Below are 23,292 nucleotides of genomic sequence, written 5' to 3'. Positions count from 1 at the left end.
ATAAAATATCGTTTCTGGCACTATACAAAAAAATACCTGAAACCAGTGATAAGGGGTATGGGCCAATTCAGCTATTTTTGTAGGAAAGAAGAGTGAAAAATGAAAAAGTTAATTGGATGCTATTTTATTATTTTAAGCATCGGACCACTTTGCTTAAAAGCGCAGGAAAATTTAAAGTTTGACGATAATTTCAACGTTTGGAACATACAGAAGGGCCAGTCAGCAACTGTTTTTGCAGCCAAAGCTTACGTCCGTGCTCAACCCAGTCTAAAGGCAGCAATCGTAGATTCTTTATCCGTCGGAAATGTCGTTACGATCAATAGTAATCCCATCAAAGGAAATACACTAAAAAATTTTTATGCTCCTTGGTATGAGATAAGTTATTCCGACGGTAACAGCAAAAAGAATGGATTTATTTGGCTTGGACTATTAGCGCTCGGAAAACAGACCGCATCAGACGGCTCGCAATATATTTACGGTTTTGAACGTTTCACCAAAGGTATCAACGAACAGGAACAGGATCATTTCTCAACCGGGGTAAAGCTTATCGACGCAAATGGAAATTTTCTAGCTGAACACACCTTCCCTTTCGCCTATTCAAAACAAACCTTCTCCCAAAGTAAATTGCTGCCAGCAATGGGGCTGCAAAATGTCAAACACATCATCCGCATTGAATTTCTGGGCGAAGCTTGTGGCATACCCTCTGAATATAACTATGTGGCCTGGACGGGACGGCAGCTGGTTGATCTTCCTAGCCGATATTCGGTTAGTGATGCTGGTGTGTTCTATTACGATGAAAAGATTCTTTTCCCTTCCGAACACGGAAAAAATAATCAGATTATCTATAAATACATTGAAGAGGGAGAAGTTATCGACGATAATGCGGAAAATCCAAATTTTAGGGTCACAAAAAAGAGTGAAGAATTTCTATGGAACGGCATTGGCTTTGAAAAGCTTTCGAAAGCTAAATAGTATTTTAAACAGATTTCAATATACTGAATACATACAAGAATTAATAAATGGAAGAAAAGAATATATATGATTTGTTCTACAGCGGACAACTAGACCTCTTTATTATTGAAGGAGAAAATCAACTACGACAAAACGATCAAGATGTGACGCTTTGGACACACCTCGCCATCGCCTACCACGATCAGCTATTTTATGAGGGCCACGAAGCTATTTTCGATGTGATTCAGGAAAAAATGATTCCCTATTTTCAAAAAGCATTGGCCATCGAACCTAATAATGAAACGACTCTATATCATATACTGAATTATGTTTTAGACAATCAAGCAACACTAGCGCAAATTGGTCGGCCAAAATCCCATATTACCGAAGACAATAAAGGTTTATTTATCGAATATGCAAAAAAATTAATCGCTTCCCCGAATATGTCCGGATATGGTCACAATTATTTAACCAATATCTACGAAGGGCTCCAGGATGATACAGCGTTGCTCCCAGCTTTGGAGGCGAGTATTGATTTCGTTAAAGAAACATTCAAGGATGAACGAGAAACCTCTGATCATAATTTTTCCCTCTTTTGGATAAAGAAAATATATCTGCTCGACCGTACAAAACAGATCAACACATCCAATATTTTAGCTTTAATGGAAGCAGATTTTAAGCATTTCATCAGCAGCAACGAAATGAATTATGTGGATCTTGCTGAAATTGCTTACGAAAACAAAGCAATCGACCTAGCATTGCAGATTTTACTTAAGCTCATCAAAGGGGAAAACTCAGCCGTGCATATCCATCAGGAGCTGGTTAAATGGCATACTCGATTTGAAGAATTGATTGCCGAGGGGTATGAGCACCCTGAGGTCTTCTACTATCAGCTTATCATTGAGCGTAATTACTCGGAAGAAATCGGAATCCCCCTTGACTATTATTATCTCCATGCACTCAAATTGATCGACGCCTATCCTGACTCTTACGTCGGTTACCATTTTGCGGCAGCCTATCTCTATGACGAGGGACAGTATGCTGCTGCTATTCCATATCTGACTATGGTAGGCGAACGGAAATGGAACGCAACATCCTGGCGACGTCTAGTTGAATGCACTTTTAAAGCCAATGGAACAGTTTACGATCAGGTCCCTACTTTCAATGACCTTCCCCGTGAATGTTACAATGAAGCTGTTATGCTATCTGATTTCATTCACTCCCTGGACAACTTAACCGCAGTCGATCAGTCTGCACTACAATTGCTCGTCCTCGGACTTTACCGTCAAGCCTACGATGCCTTCAAGGACTATTTTGAACAAAATAAATACGAAAGTGACTATTTTGGAGGCAGTCACAATAGGGCCATGAATTGCAATAATCTAGCTTTAGCTTATAAAGAAGCCGGTGAATTGGAAACCTGTTACGCTATCGCAACCGAAGGATTAAGCTATTCCGACTTTGAAGAACTTCATTTCACCCGAGCCGATACCTTGTCAGCCTTGGAAGATTACGTACGTCTCGAGCAAGTACTTCAACAGTACTTTGACACCTATCAGATCTCGTTGGAAGCCACTCTTGCGCAGCAAGAATTTACTTCAGAAGAAGACGAAGAGGACGAAGAAACGGAGTCTGCCATATTTCCTCCTTGTTACCGCATGCTTATGCATCAAATCGACGTCGAATATCAACTGGGTCGTACAGCGGACATTCAATCCCGGGCGCAACAGCTTCTGGAGTTTATTTACAAATTCTATATTGATCATCCCAATTTAGACGAATATCACTACCGTGACTTTGAAGCGTCAAAGAATGGGATCGAGCATATTATCTATCAGATAACCGAACAGGATAATTTAGCGCAACGCATCTCTTATTACGAACAAATGGCTAAACAATATCCACACGAGGCTCAGCCTCAATATGTGTTGATGCAGCTATATAATGAAAAGAGCAACTACAAAGCCATGAACATCGCTGCGCAGAAATATCTTAAAAATAAACCGGAATTTATTATCGACAATTTCGACAAGGCAAAAACACTCTATCTCATCATTAAAAGCCATTATTACCTTATGGAATTTAGTGCAGGTAAGGAAACATTCCAAAAGCATGATAACTGGGTCCAATCGATCATGGAGCCTAATGACTATGTTCTTTGGTTAAAATTCGGCATTGAACTTTTGGCCGAAAACGGAGCTATAAACGAAGTAGATAAATACGTCAAAGTTTTCAACGGTATTTATGCCCAACACGATTGGGGTTATGACGATGACGTCGAATCGGTTAAATTAGCAGAAGCACATGTGAACTATAAAACTGGGAATCTGAAAAAAGCACACAGCTTACTTGATGAAGTGCTTTCCTATTCGGATCACTCTCCTCTGGCTGATGAATATAAATGTACCTGGAAAAAGCCAGGCTTCTTCTCTGGTTTTAAATTTTAAGTACTTCTTTTGCTTAAAAAAAGAAAGAATTCCAAACGTCGCTCCATGTTATTCGGCCCTCAGAACCCAAATAACATGGAGCGAATAAAAAAGTCCTTAATGCCAAAAAAAGTTAAAAAGGAAGCAGATTCTGCCCAAAACGACTATATTTGAACTGACATGGCAATTAAGCGACTTATACTACTTTTTTTAACCTTAGGTTTTCTGTTAAGTGCACCCGGCGCTTTTGCCTGCCATAAAATGAATGCACACAGCAGTCACACCCAAGATGATGCTACCACTGACAAAAAGGACCATTGTTGTGCAAAATTTAAATCTTCCAAAAAAAAGGCTTTCTGTAAACATCATAAAGCCTGTAAAAATTGTAATTGTCAATGTGCTTATAGTTGTACGATTTTGGCAATTTCCAACCCTCTTGAAAAAGGTCATGAACTTTGCGGTATAGCCATCAAAAAAAATTATAAACCCATAGCGCCAACATTTATTTCTGAAGGATATTTCTGTCCCTGGGTTCCACCAAAAATAAGTTAATTCTCGTATTGATCATTTATCAATCATTTTTGATTACTTATTTTTATATATTCTTTTATCTAATCATATGAAAATCCAACACTATATCATAACAGGGGCTTTAGTGCTATCCTCTTTGACAAACTATGCACAAGACAACAACACCGTGAACAACAATGTTAAAATTGCCGGGAACTGCGGTATGTGTAAAAAAACAATAGAAAATGCAGGAGCCGCCGCTCAGGCGAAAGTTGAATGGAATGAAGACAACCAAACAGCGACAATAGCCTATGATGCAAAGAAAACGTCCTTAGATGCTGTATTGAAAAGTATCGCTGGAGCAGGCTACGACAATGAAAAATACCTTGCTGCCGAAGACACCTATGCTAAGCTACACACTTGCTGTCAATACGAAAGGAATTTAGCTCCTCCAGCTTCAGACGCCCCCCAAGATGCAACCATTGCAGCGGTAGCTTCAGTAGATAACATCAGCAACGCAAGCAATTTTCAAAAGATCTATGACCAATATTTTCTGCTTAAAGATGCGCTTGTAGCAGCGGATGGTAAACGAGCTGCAGGCCTCGCAAACGATCTTGCCGATGCTATCGCCAAGGTCAAAACTGCTGATCTAACGCAAGCGGAACAGGACGTCTGGAAAACCAAAACAGCATCACTCAAAGCCATTGTAAAGAGCCTACAACAGGCCAAGGATATCAGCAAACAACGAGAATCCTTCGCAATTTTGTCAGAAGATATCTATAGTTTGTCCAAAAACTCAAAACCATCTTCTGCTGTTTATTATCAAAAGTGCCCGATGTTCAATAAAGGTAAAGGTGCCACTTGGTTAAGCCGTCATAAAGAAATCAAAAATCCTTACTATGGCGCAAAGATGCTAACCTGTGGTAGCACAATTCAAACGCTTTAACAAATAACGTCAGTTAATCGACTCTTAAAAGGTTTATCTCGTCGGGAGATAAACCTTTTTTTGTAATTGCTGCCGCAATGATCGATTTTTTATAAACCAAAATAGTATATTTAATATCAGCAGAAATAGGTTCGCTTAAATGACAATATGCGTATATTATAAAACAAGGTTCGATTCATGGAAAAAGTAATTATTACAGGTGGTGCCGGAGCTATAGGTCTTCATTTAACAAAACTATTGGTTGCCAATTTCTATGAAGTTATTATTTTTACTAGAAATCCGAAATCCCATCCCGCACAGCCGAATGTCAGATACGTACAATGGGATCCCTATAAGCAAGAGATAGATGCCAAATCAATTCAGGAGGCCGATTATATCATCAACCTGGCAGGCGCAAACCTCAATGCCAAACGCTGGACAAAAACATATCAGCAAGAAATTATCGCCAGCCGGGTCGAAAGTGGGAAACTGCTCTACCAAAGTCTTAAACAACTACCTAATCAGGTAAAAGCAGTTATATCTGCCTCCGCTATAGGCTGGTATGGAACTGACGATCCCTACCAAAAAAGACCTTTTACAGAAGGAGACCCACAAGGGGGCAATTTTCTATCCTGGGTTTGCAACCTCTGGGAAGGAAGCGTAAAACCTATTGAAACACTGGGAAAAAGACTCGTTGTCTTCCGTTTTGGAGTCGTTATCAGTAAGGATCAGGGAATGCTAAAAGAAATCGGACGCTTCCTACCCTTCCGTTCAGTTCCGATATTGGGTTCTGGCAAACAGATGCTCAGCTGGATCCATATGGATGATCTCTGCCGCATGCTGTTATTTGGTATACAAAATAATACCATAGCCGGGATTTATAATGCCTGCTCGTCCGAACCGCTTCCGCTTGCCGAGTTTACCAAAAGAATAGCGAAACGTCAATACGGTCCATTCTACATACCCCTCCCAGTCCCATCACTGATGATTAAGCTGATGCTCGGAAAAAAAGGAGAGGAAATGGTACTCAATGGGACATGGGTGAGCAACAAAAAGATTGTTCAGGAGAAATTCCCTTTTAAATATCCCCTTTTGGACAATAATTGTATAGATAATTTACATATCGATTAATTGTTAATTCGCGTTAATTTCCGCCCTTTTTGGGACAAAATCCGTATATTTGCGGCTTATGAAGATTTTTAGATATGGCGCAAAGGGCTCCGAAAAAGCGGGAGTCATTTTAAACGAAAAGAAATATGATGTTTCGGAAGGAAATTTTCAATATGACCGCGATTTCTTTGCGGATATTGCAAATTTGGAAAAACTTCAAGCATATATAATTGAAAAAGGCGACAAGCTTAAAGAGATAGCCGACGACGAGCGTATTGGTACACCATTGGAAGCTCCTTCCAAAATACTTTGTGTAGGACTTAATTTCGATGATCACGTCAAAGAGACCAAATTACAACAAGCTTCCGAGCCTATTGTATTTATGAAATCTGTATCTGCATTCAATGGCCCTTTTGATGGAATTACCCTTCCGAAGTTCTCTGTAAAATCTGATTGGGAAACCGAATTTGCCATTGTAATTGGAAAAAAAGCTTCTTATGTTACTGAAGAAGAAGCTTTGGACCATGTGTTTGGCTACGTGCTACACAACGATGTGACAGAGCGTGAATTTCAAATCGAGCGTGGCGGAACCTGGGACAAAGGTAAAGGATGTGACACGTTCGCCCCTATTGGTCCGTTTATAGCAACCAAAGATGAAATCACAGATATCGATAACTTAAGAATATGGCTTAAACTTAATGGTGAAATCATGCAAGACGGCAATACAAGTGATTTTATCTATCGTGTGCCCAAATTGATCTCTTATTTAAGTCACTTTATGAGCTTACTTCCTGGCGATATCATTTCCACAGGATCGCCTGCAGGATCTGGCATGGGCAAATCTCCACAAAGATTCCTGAAAGATGGCGATGTCATCGAATATGGTATTGATGGACTTGGATCGGCAAAACAAGTGATTTCAGCTTATCAAGGTTTATAAAAAATAGATATCTGGGTTCTTTCATTCTTTTTCAGTCTGAAAGAGCCCATTTTCTTTCACTTGATTTTATTTTATCCCCGGCATTTGTGTACATTTATATCAACATCATCCATTTGTCCAACTAAAATTGCTAAATCCCTACAGGGTCAATGATTCAACTAAACAACATATCCAAATCTTTTGCGGTAAAAGCGACACGTATTGATGCTTTAAAAGACGTCTCACTGTCTATTGCAAAAGGTGAAATTTTTGGTGTAATAGGCGCTTCCGGAGCGGGTAAAAGTACTTTGATTCGTTGCGTCAACCTTTTGGAAAGGCCAGACAGTGGTCAGGTAATTATAGAAAACAACGACTTGATGTCGCTGCCTGCCAGTGATCTTATGTTAAAAAGAAGGAAAATTGGTATGATTTTCCAACACTTCAATTTGCTATCATCACGAACAGTTTATGGAAACATATCCTTCCCGCTCGAACTTGAGGGCAAATCTAAAGAATTTATCAGCGGAAAAGTGTTGGAGCTATTACGTTTGGTTGGGTTGGAAGACAAAGCCGACGTGTACCCTGCAAATCTTTCAGGAGGCCAAAAACAACGCGTTGCCATCGCGCGTGCATTAGCCAATGATCCTTACATTCTACTTTGCGATGAGGCTACAAGTGCCTTAGACCCAGCAACCACAAAATCTATCCTCAAACTGCTAAAAAAAATCAATAAGCAGCTTGATCTTACGATATTATTGATTACGCACGAGATGGATGTCATAAAAAGTATTTGCGATCAGGTTGCCGTATTAGACCACGGAAAATTGATTGAAACTGGTCCGGTAGAATCAATATTCGCCAATCCTCAGGAAACAACAACCAAAAACTTTATTCAGTCTTCACTTGAAGTTGAAATTCCACTAAGTTTTCAGGAACGCTTGAAAAGCGCTGGAAACCCACTCGTAGAAATCTATCTAACTTCAAATGAAGAATCCATCCCATTTATACAACATTTGGAACAACAATTTCAAGTCAAGACAAATATCATCACCGCTCAAATAGATTATATTGGCGAAATGAAATTTGGTGTTATATTAGCCGAACTATCGGGTGAAAAAGAAAATGTTATGCATAGTCTATCTTTCTTAAAAGAAAAGCATTCACAAACTAAAATCTTAGGCTATGTCTGATCAGGTATTTAATCTTCTGCTATCGGGTACTTTAGAAACCCTAACCATGACTTTCTTATCAGGTTTCTTTGGTTTTGTACTGGGTCTTCCACTCGGGATTTACCTGTTCTTGACCCGCAAACATCAACTGCTTGAAAACAAAGCCATGCACCAACTTGTTTCATTGCTAGTGAATGTGTTTAGGTCTATCCCCTTTATTATACTTATCGTATGGATGATTCCGTTTACACGCAACCTTGTCGGAACATCTATTGGTATGGCCGCAGCATTGGTTCCCTTGAGTATAGGTGCAGCTCCCTTTATTGCAAGACTTGTGGAAAATAGTCTTCTAGAAATTCCAAATGGCCTGATTGAGGCCTCAAGAGCAATGGGAGCAAATGCCCAACAGGTAATTTTCAAAGTTTTACTTCCTGAGGCTCTCCCCTCGCTGGTAAACAATGCAACAATTACGTTGATCACACTTGTTGGATACTCCGCGATGGGTGGCGCTGTAGGTGCCGGTGGACTTGGACAGATTGGTTATCAGTATGGTTATGTCGGATATGATACTTTTATCATGAATTCTGTTCTAATTTTATTAATTTTAATCGTATTCCTGTTACAGTATACAGGAGACTACATCTCAAAAAAAGTAAACCATCGTTAACATAAATTATATCATATGAAAAAATTGAACTATGCATTTGCGATCTTAGCCTTCAGTCTCGTATCGATTGTGGCATGCAACAACAGCGAAAAGAAAGAGAATACCCTTAAAGTCGGTGTGGTATCCGGACCAGAAAAGGAGCTTGCAGAAACGGCTAAGAAGGTTGCAAAAGAAAAGTTCAATCTTGATGTGGAGTTGGTAGCTTTCAACGACTATGTTGTGCCCAATGAAGCCCTAAATCAAGGAGATATCGATGTAAATGTATTTCAGCATCAGCCTTATTTACAGGAACAATCCAAACAACGCGGTTTTACAAAGTTAACCATCGTCGGAAACACATTTGTATTTCCGATCGTTGCCTATTCTAAAAAAATAAAAAGCATCACCGAGTTACAGCCTGGCGCCAGTATTGCCATCCCCAATGATCCTACCAATGGTGGCCGCTCACTTTTACTTCTCCAACGCGAGGGCATTATCGGCTTAAAAGAAAATGTAGGCATACAGCCTAAAGTAACAGATATAGTAAGCAACCCTAAGCAGGTTAAAATCATTGAGATGGAGGCACCACAGTTGCCGCGCGTTCTGGATGATCCTCAGGTTACAATTGCCATCATCAACAATAGTTTCGCCGCTCAGGCTGGGTTGGATCCCGAAAAACAAGGCTTATTCACAGAAGACAAAGAATCACCTTACGTTAATCTGATTGTTGCCCGTTCGGATAATAAAAACGATGAAAAGGTGCAGCAGTTTATTCAAGCGTATCAGTCACCTGAAGTGGAAGCTACCGCAAAAAAAGTCTTCAAGAATGGCGCCATTAAAGGCTGGTAAAATTTTTAAAATACAAGTGATAGCATCAGATCAATTATGCCCCTGTGGCTCTGGCAATACCTTTGGAGAATGCTGCCAACAAATTCATCGTTTCCATGCCAAAGCAACCACAGCAGAGGAATTGATGCGTGCACGTTATAGTGCTTTTGTGACACAACAGATCGATTTCCTATACGATACATTTCACCCCTCAACACGACGGTTCCAAAATAAACAGGCCATTGGGCAATGGGCGCGGGACAATAAATGGATGCAACTCGCGATCCTGAAATCTACACTCCATACGGTCGAGTTTGAAGCACATTATCTGGATCCACAGATGGAAGTTCATATTCACCATGAAAAGTCTACCTTCAAAAAACAAGGTGATTTATGGTACTACGTTGACGGGCGCTGATATAAATAGTTTGCTTGCAAGCCATTGGAAAGCATACCAGACTATCAACAACAGCTTGCAAGCAGCTTTCCGTTCCATAAAAATTCTCTTCTATGAAATAAAATGTGGTTTCAACTAAGTCCTTATTTTTGCTCATAAAAAAGCAGTCTCAACGGGGATGTCAAGACTGCTTTTCTGCAACGAATATTCGTTAGTTATTTCTATTAGATCGCCTGTTCAGTATCTTCGCGATAAGGAGCTTCTTCATCAAACTCACCCTCCCATTTAGCAACAACAACGGTTGCCAAACAATTTCCGATCACATTTACAGAGGTACGCGCCATATCCATGAGTTCATCGATACCTAAAATGGCAGCAATGACAAATGTTGGTAAACCAAACTGATCCGCTGTCGCAATCAAAATAATTAATGAAGCTCTTGGGACAGCAGCAACACCTTTGGAGGTAATCATCAATGTAAATGCAATCATCAATTGATGTCCAAACGACAAATGGATACCAGCCGCCTGAGCGACAAAGATGGCAGCCAATGATAAATAGAGTGAAGTACCATCCAAGTTAAAACTATATCCTGTCGGAATGACAAACGAAACAATCTTACGTGGCACACCAAATTTCTCCATTGCGCTCATTGCTTTCGGTAATGCCGCATCTGAACTTGTAGTGGCAAATGCAATGGAAACAGGTTCCTTAATCGCATTTATAAAACGTTTCACAGGTATCTTTAAATACAAAGCTACAGGAAGCAATACCAAGCATAAAAAGCATACTAAAGCAAAATACAGCGTCGCTAAAAGCATGAAAAGATTCTTAAGGATATCGACACCGAGATGCCCCACAGTATAGGCCATGGCAGCACCAACCCCGATAGGCGCAAAGTACATAATCATGTTCGTAAACTTAAACATCGTTTCAGACATACTCTCGGTAAAATCAACCAAGGGTTTACGCTTTTTCTCATCGACCATTGCCAGGCCAATCCCGAACAAAATTGAAAATACAACAATCTGTAAAACTTGGTTATCCGCTACAGATTTGACAATATTTTCAGGAAACAAGTCGCGTATAAAAGAAGTGAACTTGTATACAGGATGCACATGGTCCGGAAGGGTTTTGAGGATATGCTCATCCATACTTTCCTTCGGCGCAGGGAGTTCTTCATGTGGCATATGTGCAACATCAACGCCCACTCCTGCTCGAGTCAGGTTTATAGCACCTAAACCAATAAAAATAGCACATGTCGTTGCGCAAAAGAAATAAAGCATCGATTTCCATGCCATACGTCCCACCTGTTTCAAATCAGAATGCCCTGCAATTCCATATACAAGCGTAGCAAAGAGAATCGGTCCCACAATCGTCTTGACTAACTTGATAAAACCTTTACTCAAAGGTTGCAGGGAAATCGCTAGATTTGGAAAATCCAACCCGACAAATATCCCCATAATCATACAGGTCAAAATCCAAGTGGTCAAATTTTTCTTAAAGAGCGCATTTACAACCAAAACGGTAGCAACTATCCAACGGACAGCCATTAGAAATTCATGCGAAAAGCCTACAACATCAAATTCGTATAATACAGCAATGATACAAGCTAATGTAACTGTGATTAGGGTTATCAACCCTATTTTGGTTTTTAACATTTAAAAGATTTTAATGGTCAAAAGAACAAAAATAAAAAAATACTATGCTTTTGCAAATATTATTATTCCAAATAGCCAAGATTCACAACAAAATATCGATTTCGCCAAAATAGAAAGGCACAAAAAAGGCAGGAAAATTTCTTATCCTGCCTTATATTTTAACGGAACACTAAATTTATTCCGCGTGTAACCAAGCTTTTTTCGCTAATAGCTCATCGTTCGATTCACGTACATCTTCGTCATCCACACAACAATCTACAGGGCAAACCGCTGCACATTGAGGCTCATCGTGGAAACCTACACATTCCGTACATTTATCTGAAACAATATAATAGACTTCATTAGAGATCGCTTCTTGAGACTCGTTGGCATCCAGTGTAACACCATCGCCAAAATCAATAACCCCATCCAAAGCCGTCCCATCTGAGAATTTCCAAGTTACACCAGCATCGTATATTGCATTATTTGGGCATTCCGGTTCGCAAGCACCACAGTTAATGCATTCGTCTGTAATTTTAATCGCCATTTATAACCTCACAATTATGATAAATAAACTATTTTTGCATTATCAATATGAAACAAAGTCTGATTGAACAATAAGGCTAGTTGATTCACGTTGATTAATGTTAACAGCACAAATATAATACAAATTTGTGTATTCATCTTTTAAAATTTTAATATTTTGACAAAGCAACAACGAATAAATGCATTTGTAAAATTAGGCGAGCGGCTGCAAGAGCGACCTGATGATTTGATTCAAATCATTCAATTCGCCCAACATAAAAACCCCTGGTATACGCCTCAAAATGTTGAACGTGCCATTCAAGCCATTGCTGCCAATTTGACAATAGAAAAGCTGAATCACTGGTTGGCTCCTTATCCAGATCTAAATTCAACGAAAATTGTAGGATTAATTCTGGCCGGCAACATCCCCTTGGTTGGCTTCCATGATATGCTATCGGTACTGATCAGTGGCTTTAGAGCCAAAATCAAAGTCTCATCGGACGACGCAGGATTGACAAGTTATGTGCTCCGCCTCCTTAAACAAATTGACCCGTCCTTTACCGATGCCTTTGAAATTGTTGACAAACTAAAAGATTTCGATCTGGTTATAGCAACAGGTTCCAACAATAGCTCGCGTTATTTTGACTATTATTTTGGAACCAAACCACATATTATTCGTCGCAATAGAAATAGTGTTGCCATCATCGGTGGACAAGAATCTCCCGACCAGCTTGAATCACTGGGACCCGACATCTTTGATTATTTTGGGTTAGGCTGTCGCTCTGTATCAAAGTTATTCATTCCAAAAGATTATCCAATAGCACACTTCTTCGAAGGTATCGCTGCGTTTAACAACGTGACGGAACATTTTAAATATAATAACAATTACGACTACAACAAATCCATCTATCTGATCAACGGCGACAAGCATTTTGATAATGGATTTTTATTGCTAAAGGAGGATGAGCGCACAGCTTCTCCCCTTGCTGTAGTTTATTATGAAACATACGAAACACTGGCTGAAGTTGAAAATAAACTCCAATTAGCGCAAGAAAATATCCAATGTGTTGTATCAGAAATAGCTTTAAATGTGCCCTCGCCAGTATTTCGTTTTGGAGAGAGCCAATGCCCTGCTTTGGATGATTTTGCTGACGGCGTGAATACATTGGATTTTTTATTCGCAAACCAATAAGCTTCCTTTAAATTCATAGTAAATAAATTGCATTAAAAATACTAACTTTGAAATTATGTATATCATTAAAGTAAAAGGTGTCGCCAAAATCCCTGATTATGTTCAATTAAGAGATGATGCCTTCACCTTGCTGGCATATTTTAGAGTCGACCGCCCAGATAAATCACTTGATAAGATTGGATTAGGAGAAAAGGCAGAATATATCATGCAACTGGTTAAAGAAATGCCTTTTGGGCAAATTAAAAAATTAGAATTTTAGCTTCCATGATTGAAAATAAAGTCATTACATTAAAAAACGTTGATATCTTCCAACAAAAACATTTGGTATTGTCCAATGTCAATTTAAACATTGGTAAAGGAGAGTTTATTTATCTTATCGGCCAGTCCGGCAGTGGAAAAAGTAGTTTACTAAAAATCATTTACGGCGATTTATACATCGGCAATGGTGAGGGAATGATTGCGGGCTTTGATCTTAAAAAGCTGCACGAAAATGATGTTCCCTACCTGCGTAGAAAATTGGGTATTGTATTCCAGGACTTCCATCTTTTATCCGATAGAAGCATCGAGAAAAACCTCGAATTTGCACTGAAAGCAACAGGCTGGAAAGATAAGAAAATGATCGATAGCCGGATATTGGATGTATTGGAAAAAGTTGGGCTTCGTTCCAAACTTAAGAAAATGCCACATGAGCTTTCTGGTGGTGAGCAACAACGCATTGTAATTGCCCGCGCATTACTAAATAATCCTGAAATTATTCTGGCAGATGAGCCGACCGGTAACTTAGATCCTGCGACATCAGAAGAAATCGTCTTATTATTGCGTGACATTGCCAATTCGGGAACGGCTATTTTAATGGCAACACACGATTATACCATTATCCGTAATATGCCATCCCGCATCATCAAAACTACTGATGGGGTATTACAGGACAATGTCAGTATCTAGACAGAAAACTGACATATAAAAATAAGATTCCGACAAATTGTTAGGCTTTTTTAATAAAATCTGACAAGCTGTCGGAATTTTATTGTTTGGCAAAAACTTTGACAAACGAAGCATAGAGTAAATTTTTGAATCTAATTTTAGCATTGAAGATATGAATGAGCAAGATAATTATTACGATGAAGGTCAAGATCCAGTAGAAACAAATTCTTCTGAACAACAGGAACAGCCTGCTGATAATATAGCAGAAGAACTGTCTACTGAAGAGAAATTGGCTGCAGAATTGGCAGAGGCAAAGGATAAATACATTCGTCTTTCTGCTGAATTTGACAATTATAGAAAACGTACAAGCAAAGAACGTGTTGAATTGATTCAATCAGCAGGAAAAGATGTCATCAGTAAGCTATTACCTACACTAGATGATTTTGACAGAGCGTTAACAGCCATGGAAACAGCGACAGATGTTGAATCTGTAAAAACAGGAATGGATATTGTTAACAACAAATTCAGACAAACGTTGTCGCAATTGGGGTTAAAGGAAATGGATACCACAGGCCAAGCCTTCGATCCTGAATTACAAGAAGCTATCACAGCAATTCCTGCACCCACAGCAGAATTAAAGAATAAAGTAGTTGACGTGATCGAAAAGGGGTACTACTTAGGTGACAAAGTGATCCGTCACGCAAAGGTAGTTATAGGTCAATAATATTAAGACGATGTCAAAAAGAGATTATTACGATATACTTGGTGTCTCGCGATCAGCGGACGAGAAGGAGATTAAATCAGCATATCGCAAATTAGCGATAAAATACCATCCGGATAAAAATCCTGGTGATCATGAAGCTGAAGAACAGTTTAAGGAAGCTGCTGAGGCATACGATATCTTGAGCAATCCACAAAAACGTCAACGTTATGACCAATTTGGCCATGCCGGTAATTCTGCAAGTGGTGGTTTTGGCGGTGGCGGCGGTATGAATATGGAAGACATATTCAGCCAATTTGGTGATATCTTTGGTGGAGGACATCCATTTGAAAGTTTCTTTGGCGGTGGCGGTGGCCAGCGTGGCGGCCGTCGGGTAGCTCGCGGAAGCAACTTACGCATAAAAGTTAAATTAACACTCGAAGAAATTGCCAAAGGCGTCGAGAAAAAGGTAAAGGTCAACAAACAAGTGGTCTGTCATTCTTGTGACGGATCTGGTGCTAAAGATAAATCTTCGTTCCATACCTGTAAAACCTGTGGCGGATCAGGATCAGTTCGAAGAGTAACAAATACCATCTTAGGACAAATGCAAACAACAAGCACTTGCCCTACGTGTAATGGTGAAGGTGTTGAAATCACAGCAAAATGTACAACTTGTAGAGGTGAAGGACTCGAACGCGGTGAGGAAACAATTGCGATCAATATTCCTGCGGGTGTAAGTGAAGGCATGCAACTTTCCATGAGTGGAAAAGGAAATGCTGCTCCGCGTGGCGGCGTCCCAGGAGATTTAATTATCCTGATCGAAGAAGTACCACACGAAAGTCTAAAACGCGATGGACTAAATGTAATCTATGATCTATACATTAATTTCGTAGATGCGACCTTAGGTACTAGCGTGGAAGTTCCTACAATAGATGGAAAAGCGAAGATCAAAATTGAGCCCGGTACACAAGGCGGTAAAATTTTACGGTTAAAAGGAAAAGGTATTCCCGAAGTCAACTCTTATCACAAAGGGGACCAACTTGTATACGTTAATATCTGGACACCAAAAGCTGTGTCTAACGAAGAAAAAGAATTATTGAACAAACTGAAAGAATCACCAAACTTTAAACCTCAACCAGGTAAAAGTGAAAAATCATTCTTCGAGCGAATCAAAGAATATTTCGATTAAAATCGGTCTTTCAAATACAAAAAAAAGCCATTTGTCCGCTGTTGACAAATGGCTTTTTTTTATCTTCTTACTTGAAATTGACAATTAAAAACAAAAAGTCAGGACAATATCATTATCGTTAAATAGAAACGATAAAAATAAAAATACACTAAATTTTAACGCGCTGAACCACTATCAATTACCATAATGGCAAAACATCTAGACAATCTAGTGACAAAAAATTAAAATAAGATTTCGATATTTGACTAACAAATTTAAAAAGTCAGGAAGTATTTACTGGCTTATTAGAACAAACTATTTTAAATAAAAAAGACATGAAAAAAGTTTTACTAACATTGACTGCCATTGCAGGTTTAACAATAGCAGCACAAGCGCAAACTGAACAAGGAAAAATTATGGTTGGTGGTCAACTTGGCTTCGAAACATCAAAAGTGAAAGATACTGATCATAAAAATAATTCATTCTCAATCAACCCAACAGTTGGTTACTTTGTAAGCGACAACTTGGCAATTGGTACTGGAATTGGTTACAACTGGGGAAAAACTGAAACAAGTAAAGATAATAGCGTTAAAAACGATGCTTTTCAGGTATCACCTTTCGCTAGAAAGTATTCTGCAAATGGCCCTGTAAGATTCTTTGCTCAATTGTCAGTTCCAATGGCGTGGGGTACAACCACAACTGAAGTAAATAACGTAGAGACAAAAAATAAATTCGAATCATATGGTGTGGAACTAGCACCAGGTTTAGCTTACTTCCCGACAAGCAAAATCGGTATCGAACTAAAAGTCAGAGGTTTATATTACAACTACAATAAAGATAAAACGAATGACGTTGCAGTAAATACATTTGGTCTGAATGTTAACTCATTAGCGCCAACTTTAGGTGTACAATTCCACTTCTAGTCAGTACGGAATTTAACAATAGGAAAGGCTATAATTACTTATAGCCTTTTTTTATGTCCTTCGCGATCATGTATACCGTTTAACAATCCGGAGTTTGTGTGTGTAACGGTTCTGTTCAGTATTAAAAATGCCCTCCGCATCCATCCGATCGACACGCACTTTCGCTGAAGCGTGGATAATCGTATCGCGATCCAGCATAATCCCTACATGGGTAATCCTTCCTTCGGCGTTATCGAAAAAAGCCAAATCCCCTACCCGTATTTCCGAAACAAAATCCACTGTCTGCCCCATCTCCGCCTGCTGGTAAGCATCGCGAGGTAAGGAAAGGTCAAAGCAACGATAAATCAATTGGGAGAAACCGGAGCAATCAATTCCCCATTGTGAACGTCCACCCCATAGATAAGGAACGTCATTATAACTTAAGGCCAATCGCACCACCTCGGTTTCAAATTGCTCTCTGGTAAAGGTATTGATACTACCTTGATACGTTAATGTCAATGGCGATAAATTGACGGTATTCCCTGTATTTAGATAAAGCTTGGTACCATGACAGAGCTGAAATTGTGTTGTATCGGTAAAAAGAACTCCACCCTCCCGTCCAACGATAGTAGGTTTTCCACTCAGATAATGTTGCCTATCCAAGTCGTTTAGTTCCTGAAACTGTCCGTTTTGAATCCAACCCAAATAGTCCGTTTCCAATAGACGTATTGAGGTCCAATCGGCCTGTTCATCAAGGATCTCAAAAAGTTCCCCAAACAATACCTGAGAAACCATTTCACTGCGGTGTGCCTGTTCTGAACGTAACGGAACGAGAGCTAGTGTACAAATACCATATTTCATGTGCTAAACAAAACAAAATCGTCAAAAATGTGATTATATATTATATGACGAAGATAAATTAATTATAGTAGAAATGGACAATACAAACTCAAAATTCAAAAGGATACTCGTCGCTGTCGACGACGAACCATGCTCAGAGAAGGCGATACTATATGCCAAAGAAATGGCCGCAGTATTTGGAGCCTCCATAGCGCTTGTCACTGTTGTTCCCCCTACTTCTCCGGCCAACTTTGGCGCGGATCCACTATTAGGTCAGCAACCTATCATTGTTCCGGAAGTATCGGAAATGGAACAGGATAATGCACAAAAATACCTTGAGAAAATAAGCCGCGAGTTTACAGGTGCAGGCGAAGTTTATCTTTTTAATCGAATCGGATCCATTAAAGAAGAAATTCTGGCGGCATCCCACGAGTGGTCCGCCGATCTTATTATTATGGGGACCAATGGACGGACTGGCTTTGACCATTTCATTTCTGGTTCCGTATCCGAGTCAGTCATTCGCAAATCAACTTGCCCTGTGCTCGTTATTCCCAGTAAATGTGACTGATACTAAATGATTTCTACATATAAAAGGCTATTTTTTCCAATGAAAAAATAGCCTTTTGCTTTTATTGCTTCTGAAAATTACCTTTTAATCAATCGCGCCACAAACATACTATCCGCTTTCTCTTCATAACCTTTCAAATAGTCCATGCGTTCGATTTCAAAACCAAAATTATCCACAATGTAATTGACAACATCTTCATTTTCCGCTTTAAAAATGGAGCAGGTCATATAAATCAAAGGCTTGCCCACTTTAACATGTCCTACTACATTACTTGCAATATTTTTTTGTAGTGCATTGAATTCGCCAATCTTAGCAGCCCGAAACTGTCTAATCATTTCTGGTGTACGCCCCCAAGTCCCCGATCCTGTACAAGGCGCATCCAATAACACCCCATCAAATCTTTCGCTCCCAAGAAGCGCAAAGGTATCCTTAGTAAGATCAAGTATTTTTTTTCGGTAATGCTTGATTCCAGCACGGTCAAAACGTTCATCGAGATTTCGGAGAATACTCATGCGAACATCGGATACCAAAAGATTGACAGTCGGACAAGCGTCCATCAATAAGAGAGATTTGCCACCTGAAGCTGCGCACGCATCCCACCAGGATTCCTTTTCAGCTGGATCCATATAATCCAACGTGCGCTGTGAAGAAAGATCCTGCACTTCTATCATTCCATCCAGCGTATCAAATCGCTGCAAGGATGTTCCATTATTCAAGGCAATAGTCTGATCGCCAATCATGGAATAAGGAATCTGATTGTTATCCAAAATAGCACACACGACTTTTGTCTTTCCGCGTTTCACCCGAATATATAAATAAGGCTGTATCAACTGGCTCTCTAAAAATTGTACCATGTCGATCTCATCAGAAATATGATCCGTAAATGGAAAGAGGTCATTCAGGTTAAAAACGCCTTCTGATTCCAGAAATGCAATTTTGTCCTTCAGTGGTAGATGGATCTTATCGCTGTACGAAGGCTCAAAAAGAGCCACCAAGGGGCTTTCGTGTTCACACAGGAATTCCGCAAGCACCAATCTACGCTGTTGTGACAGCTGCGAAGCTGCCGTTCCCAGACGAAAATAATTATAACATAAACGGGAAGTAGCCTTGCGATCGGATGATCCCATTTGCTTATTCAGCTTAAAAAAAGTAGTCAAATAACGCGAAAAGGGTTGATCCGCTTCAAAACCATCCATTGCCCGCTCAAAATTACGTATTTGCTGATGAACACGTCTTTCACTGAATTCCGCCATTCAAAGATTATTTTCTTTCAAATTTTTTGTTGTGATAAACCATCATACCCAAAGCTCTATTGGCATAGCCCCATTTTGGATAAAATTCAAATTTGTAATCGCTATTCAATCCCGAAAACTTATCCTGCGTCATTCGGCTAACATAATCTACGCCATATTTGTGGATCAATCGACCGAAATACAACGCCGCGTCATAACCTTTATAAGAAAATTCAGACGGGTCCACTTTATAAGCCGATTTATAATTTCCAATAAATTTACGGGTATCACTATCACTCTCATTCACCAAGTTGGAAGAAGTAATAGTAAGTCCATAAAAATCCATATTTTCGAAATTCTCATACGAAAGCTTAGCCATGTTTGGATGTCCATACAACTTAAATTGATTACCTGGATTCAAAAAGCGTTCGTCCATCTTATCCAATAAAGCTTTAACAAGATTCTTATTGGCTGTACCACTTACAATATGATTTGAACCGGTCAAGACAAGACTATTATCCAGTTCAGCAAGATTATAAACCGTTTTCACTTTTGCCTGTGCATTGGCTTTTGAAATTTCGCTAACAAAATTAACTAGAAACTGTTTGCTTTCATCGTCACCGGCATCGTATACTAATATTTGATCACCCGTATAGTATTGATCAGCAACATATTTCGCCAATGTCTCGGAATGTGTTCGAATAGAAGGTGTTATGGAAACCAAATTAGGTAAGCTAAATTCAGAAGCCATAGTGGCCGCCAAGGGAGAAACTTGCAGCACATTCTTATTTGCAAATGTTTGCCCAAAGCTTTTTATCTCACGTGGATACACCGGGCCCACCACAAGTACGGCATCCTTCACATTGACCGCTGTCCCCAAGGTCGCATTATAGGCAACATTGTCTCGAGAATCAATTACTTGTAAATCAAATAAAGCGCCCTCTTTGGCAATTTTGTCAAGGCCCAACTGAAACCCCTGATAAAAATCAAGTGCCAGGGAAGAACGCTCCACATCTTCTTTTGTAATTGTACCGGCAATACCACTTAACTCAAATGGCAATAGTAGTGCTATTCGATTATTCTTCACGGCGTGCCCATTGACATTTTGCACATCGCCCACTTTGGCAATCGTCGTCTCTTTGTCAACGGCCGGTTTAGTCACAGCAGTTTGCTGTTCGCCTTGACCAGAGGAAGGCGAACGCAATACTGTGCTTTTTTTGGTTGTACAGCTTGCAAGGCATAATGCTACAAGTGCCGCAACCCATATTTTATTCCCACTCAATTGTAGCGGGCGGTTTTGAACTGATATCATATACAACTCTGTTTATTCCTTTCACATGGTTGATAATTTCATTTGAAATTTTTGCCAACAGGTCATATGGTAAATGTATCCAATCCGCAGTCATTCCATCAAGAGAACCAACTGCACGTAAGCTAACAACATGCTCGTAAGTACGCTCGTCACCCATCACGCCTACAGAACGCACTGGCAAGAAAATTGTACCAGCTTGCCATACTTTATCGTACCAGCCAGCTTCCTTCAGGTTATTGATAAAGATCGCATCAGCCTCTTGTACAATACGTACACGCTCAGGCGTAATATCACCTAAAATACGAATTGCCAAACCTGGTCCAGGGAAGGGATGTCTGCCTAAAATTGCCTGATCCACTTCTAAAGCTTTTCCTACTCTTCTTACTTCATCTTTAAACAACGTTTTAAGTGGTTCTACGACTTTCAATTTCATAAAATCAGGTAAACCACCAACGTTATGGTGTGATTTGATTGTTGCTGAAGGTCCTTTCACTGAAACCGACTCGATAATATCGGGGTAAATTGTGCCTTGTCCCAACCATTTCGCTTCAATTCCCTCAGGTAATTCCTTTTGGATTTCTTTTGCAGCTTCATCAAAAACATCAATAAATGAATTACCAATGATTTTGCGTTTCTCTTCTGGTTCAGAGATCCCAGCTAATCTACCATAAAATAAATCTTTGGCATTTATTCCTTTAATATTTAACCCCATATTTTTGTAAGAATCCAATACCTGCTCGTATTCATCTTTACGAAGCAGACCATGATCTACGAAAATACAATGTAAATTTTTTCCAATTGCTTGGTGCAACAATACCGCTGCTACTGTCGAATCTACGCCCCCTGACAAAGCCATGATAACGTGATCGTCACCCAATTGTTCTTTCAAAGCGGATACTGTTGTTTCAACAAATGCGTCTGGTGTCCAATCCTGTGCACAACCACAAATGTTTACAACAAAGTTTTTTAATAAGATAGCACCATCTGTACTGTGTGTTACTTCCGGATGGAATTGTATACCATAGGTACGGGTGCCTTTTACTTGATAAGCTGCAACGCGCACTTTATCCGTACTTGCAATAATATCAAAATTTGCAGGAACTTCTTTGATGGTGTCTCCATGTGACATCCATACCTGCGATTGAATGGGTACTCCTGCCAATAATTCATTCTCGCTATTGACAAACTGCAGATTTGCACGACCATATTCACGAATTTCAGATGGCAACACTTCACCTCCTGATTTTTGAGCAATGTATTGCGCTCCGTAACAAACTCCTAAAAGTGGGAAACGATCCTGAATAGCAACAAAATCAATTTGCGGTGCGTCTTCTTGTCTAACAGAATAAGGACTTCCCGAAAAGATAACACCTTTTACGGTATCGTCAAAATCTGGCAATTTATTGAACGGGTGTATCTCACAATACACATTTAGTTCTCTGACACGTCTAGCGATTAACTGTGTGTATTGAGACCCGAAGTCTAGAATTATAATTTTTTCTGGCATGCTGCAAAGGTAAGTATTACGAATGAATTATTAAATGTCAAATCAGGAAATAATGCCTGCTTTTAACAGTTCTACTTCCATTTCTTTCTGTAGAATCAGCGCTTCCTCCCGTGCCCTTTCAGCGAAATCACGTCCGTTTGAGGCATAGATAATTCCCCTTGTGCTGTTTACTAAAAGCCCGCAATCTTTGTTCATACCAAATTTACAAACATCTTCAAGCGAGCCGCCTTGAGCCCCCACTCCTGGAACCAATAAAAAATGATCTGGTGCATGTTCTCTAATTTTAATAAAGCCCTCCCCACGTGTTGCTCCGACCACATACATCAAATTATCAGGTGTACCCCAAGTATTGACTTTATCGATCACCTGTTCGAACAATTGCAATCCTTCTTTGTTTTCAAAATTTTGAAAGTCCAGGCTACCTTCATTCGATGTCAACGCAAGTACGATTGCCCATTTATCGTTAAAATCCAAAAATGGTGTCACCGAGTCCTTCCCCATATAAGGTGCGATAGTAATACTATCAAATCCAAGTCCAGACGTCTTTTCATCAAAAAATGCCATCGCATAACGTCCCGACGTATTACCGATATCGCCCCTTTTTGCGTCAGCAATACTGAAACAATCCTTTGGCAACGCTGCCCAGGTTCTTTGAAGCGACTGCCAGCCTTTAATACCATAACATTCATAAAACGCAATATTAGGCTTATAGGCAACACATAAATCAGCTGTTGCATCTATGATGGCCTTATTGAAGCTATAGATCGGATCCTCATCATCTAAAAGATGCTCCGGGATTTTGGTGAGGTCTGTATCGAGTCCGACACATAGAAATGAGCGTTTCGCTTTTATTTGATGAATAAGTTCTGCTCTTGTCATACTATATTTAGAGATCTTAAAA

At 39.6% G+C, this 23,292-nt stretch carries 24 protein-coding genes; 17 read left to right on the top strand and 7 right to left on the bottom strand.

The annotated features are described in order from the left end of the window. Positions 1–99: 99 nt before the first annotated feature. The 10 genes from B4Z47_RS07170 (at position 100) to B4Z47_RS07125 (ending at position 9,902) form a co-directional block, all read left to right on the top strand. Positions 100–972 (top strand): SH3 domain-containing protein, encoded by an 873-nt coding sequence (locus B4Z47_RS07170; RefSeq protein WP_286727087.1) that lies wholly within the window; start codon positions 100–102, stop codon positions 970–972. A gap of 47 nt (positions 973–1,019) precedes the next feature. Continuing rightward, on the top strand, positions 1,020–3,398 hold the full coding sequence (locus tag B4Z47_RS07165; RefSeq protein ID WP_070561109.1) for a hypothetical protein: 2,379 nt from the start codon (positions 1,020–1,022) through the stop codon (positions 3,396–3,398). Between the two features lie 159 nt (positions 3,399–3,557). Further along, positions 3,558–3,929, top strand: a complete 372-nt coding sequence (locus tag B4Z47_RS07160) for a hypothetical protein (protein WP_112376367.1) — start codon at positions 3,558–3,560, stop codon at positions 3,927–3,929. A gap of 67 nt (positions 3,930–3,996) precedes the next feature. Further along, positions 3,997–4,833 carry a DUF3347 domain-containing protein gene (locus B4Z47_RS07155; RefSeq protein ID WP_070561111.1) on the top strand — a complete coding sequence of 279 codons (837 nt, stop codon included), beginning with the start codon at positions 3,997–3,999 and terminating at the stop codon, positions 4,831–4,833. A 177-nt stretch (positions 4,834–5,010) separates the two neighbouring features. After that, positions 5,011–5,943: a TIGR01777 family oxidoreductase gene (locus B4Z47_RS07150; RefSeq protein WP_070561112.1), complete on the top strand. Its 933-nt coding sequence runs from the start codon at positions 5,011–5,013 to the stop codon at positions 5,941–5,943. Between the two features lie 58 nt (positions 5,944–6,001). Continuing rightward, entirely contained in the window at positions 6,002–6,862 is an 861-nt protein-coding gene (locus tag B4Z47_RS07145; RefSeq protein WP_286727086.1) for a fumarylacetoacetate hydrolase family protein, read from the top strand. A gap of 149 nt (positions 6,863–7,011) precedes the next feature. After that, positions 7,012–8,031, top strand: a complete 1,020-nt coding sequence (locus tag B4Z47_RS07140) for a methionine ABC transporter ATP-binding protein (RefSeq protein WP_112376361.1) — start codon at positions 7,012–7,014, stop codon at positions 8,029–8,031. After that, positions 8,024–8,677: a methionine ABC transporter permease MetI gene (gene metI / locus B4Z47_RS07135; protein WP_046672885.1), complete on the top strand. Its 654-nt coding sequence runs from the start codon at positions 8,024–8,026 to the stop codon at positions 8,675–8,677. Before B4Z47_RS07140 ends, metI begins: the two co-directional genes overlap by 8 nt. A 15-nt stretch (positions 8,678–8,692) precedes the next feature. Next, a complete protein-coding gene (gene metQ, locus B4Z47_RS07130) occupies positions 8,693–9,505 on the top strand; it encodes a methionine ABC transporter substrate-binding lipoprotein MetQ (protein ID WP_070561115.1) in 813 nt (270 codons plus the stop codon). Further along, entirely contained in the window at positions 9,483–9,902 is a 420-nt protein-coding gene (locus B4Z47_RS07125) for a YchJ family protein (RefSeq protein ID WP_286727085.1), read from the top strand. Before metQ ends, B4Z47_RS07125 begins: the two co-directional genes overlap by 23 nt. 203 nt (positions 9,903–10,105) lie before the next feature. On the opposite strand, the gene B4Z47_RS07120 is transcribed toward B4Z47_RS07125, so the two are convergent. Both B4Z47_RS07120 and B4Z47_RS07115 read right to left on the bottom strand, forming a co-directional pair. Beyond that, positions 10,106–11,542 (bottom strand): dicarboxylate/amino acid:cation symporter, encoded by a 1,437-nt coding sequence (locus B4Z47_RS07120; RefSeq protein WP_070561117.1) that lies wholly within the window; start codon positions 11,540–11,542, stop codon positions 10,106–10,108. A 175-nt stretch (positions 11,543–11,717) separates the two neighbouring features. After that, complete coding sequence (locus tag B4Z47_RS07115; RefSeq protein WP_046672889.1) at positions 11,718–12,068, bottom strand: 4Fe-4S dicluster domain-containing protein; 351 nt, start codon at positions 12,066–12,068, stop codon at positions 11,718–11,720. A gap of 156 nt (positions 12,069–12,224) precedes the next feature. On the opposite strand from B4Z47_RS07115, the gene B4Z47_RS07110 reads away from it, so the two are divergent. From B4Z47_RS07110 to B4Z47_RS07085, 6 genes are all read left to right on the top strand, one after another. Next, positions 12,225–13,238, top strand: coding sequence for an acyl-CoA reductase (locus B4Z47_RS07110; RefSeq protein ID WP_070561118.1), 1,014 nt, complete (start codon positions 12,225–12,227; stop codon positions 13,236–13,238). Positions 13,239–13,293: 55 nt separating this feature from the next. Then, positions 13,294–13,497 carry a fructose-6-phosphate aldolase gene (locus B4Z47_RS07105; RefSeq protein ID WP_070561119.1) on the top strand — a complete coding sequence of 68 codons (204 nt, stop codon included), beginning with the start codon at positions 13,294–13,296 and terminating at the stop codon, positions 13,495–13,497. A 5-nt stretch (positions 13,498–13,502) separates the two neighbouring features. Next, a complete protein-coding gene (locus B4Z47_RS07100; RefSeq protein WP_070561120.1) occupies positions 13,503–14,183 on the top strand; it encodes a cell division ATP-binding protein FtsE in 681 nt (226 codons plus the stop codon). A gap of 151 nt (positions 14,184–14,334) precedes the next feature. Beyond that, a complete protein-coding gene (locus B4Z47_RS07095; protein ID WP_070561121.1) occupies positions 14,335–14,886 on the top strand; it encodes a nucleotide exchange factor GrpE in 552 nt (183 codons plus the stop codon). Positions 14,887–14,896: 10 nt separating this feature from the next. Further along, positions 14,897–16,051, top strand: coding sequence for a molecular chaperone DnaJ (dnaJ, locus tag B4Z47_RS07090; protein ID WP_046672894.1), 1,155 nt, complete (start codon positions 14,897–14,899; stop codon positions 16,049–16,051). 314 nt (positions 16,052–16,365) lie between these two features. Next, on the top strand, positions 16,366–16,953 hold the full coding sequence (locus B4Z47_RS07085; protein ID WP_046672895.1) for a porin family protein: 588 nt from the start codon (positions 16,366–16,368) through the stop codon (positions 16,951–16,953). Positions 16,954–17,019: 66 nt separating this feature from the next. On the opposite strand, the gene B4Z47_RS07080 is transcribed toward B4Z47_RS07085, so the two are convergent. Next, complete coding sequence (locus tag B4Z47_RS07080; RefSeq protein WP_070561122.1) at positions 17,020–17,793, bottom strand: C40 family peptidase; 774 nt, start codon at positions 17,791–17,793, stop codon at positions 17,020–17,022. Between the two features lie 73 nt (positions 17,794–17,866). On the opposite strand from B4Z47_RS07080, the gene B4Z47_RS07075 reads away from it, so the two are divergent. Beyond that, the gene (locus B4Z47_RS07075; protein ID WP_046672897.1) at positions 17,867–18,340 is read left to right on the top strand and encodes a universal stress protein; all 474 of its coding nucleotides are present in this window, start codon (positions 17,867–17,869) and stop codon (positions 18,338–18,340) included. Positions 18,341–18,417: 77 nt separating this feature from the next. Here the strand turns inward: B4Z47_RS07075 and B4Z47_RS07070 are convergent, their stop codons facing one another. From B4Z47_RS07070 to pyrF, 4 genes are read right to left on the bottom strand one after another with little or no spacing between them, the layout of a single operon-like run. After that, the gene (locus B4Z47_RS07070) at positions 18,418–19,593 is read right to left on the bottom strand and encodes an RsmB/NOP family class I SAM-dependent RNA methyltransferase (RefSeq protein WP_286727083.1); all 1,176 of its coding nucleotides are present in this window, start codon (positions 19,591–19,593) and stop codon (positions 18,418–18,420) included. Positions 19,594–19,600: 7 nt separating this feature from the next. Beyond that, a complete protein-coding gene (locus B4Z47_RS07065; protein WP_083295756.1) occupies positions 19,601–20,884 on the bottom strand; it encodes an ABC transporter substrate-binding protein in 1,284 nt (427 codons plus the stop codon). Further along, on the bottom strand, positions 20,841–22,391 hold the full coding sequence (guaA, locus tag B4Z47_RS07060) for a glutamine-hydrolyzing GMP synthase (RefSeq protein ID WP_046672899.1): 1,551 nt from the start codon (positions 22,389–22,391) through the stop codon (positions 20,841–20,843). Before guaA ends, B4Z47_RS07065 begins: the two co-directional genes overlap by 44 nt. 42 nt (positions 22,392–22,433) lie before the next feature. Continuing rightward, positions 22,434–23,270, bottom strand: a complete 837-nt coding sequence (pyrF, locus tag B4Z47_RS07055; RefSeq protein ID WP_070561124.1) for an orotidine-5'-phosphate decarboxylase — start codon at positions 23,268–23,270, stop codon at positions 22,434–22,436. Between the last annotated feature and the right edge of the window lie 22 nt (positions 23,271–23,292).

It is taken from the genome of Sphingobacterium sp. UBA2610 (assembly GCF_002339225.1).
Classification (GTDB): Bacteria; Bacteroidota; Bacteroidia; order Sphingobacteriales; family Sphingobacteriaceae; genus Sphingobacterium; species Sphingobacterium multivorum.
This window is presented reverse-complemented; position numbering and strand designations above follow the sequence as displayed.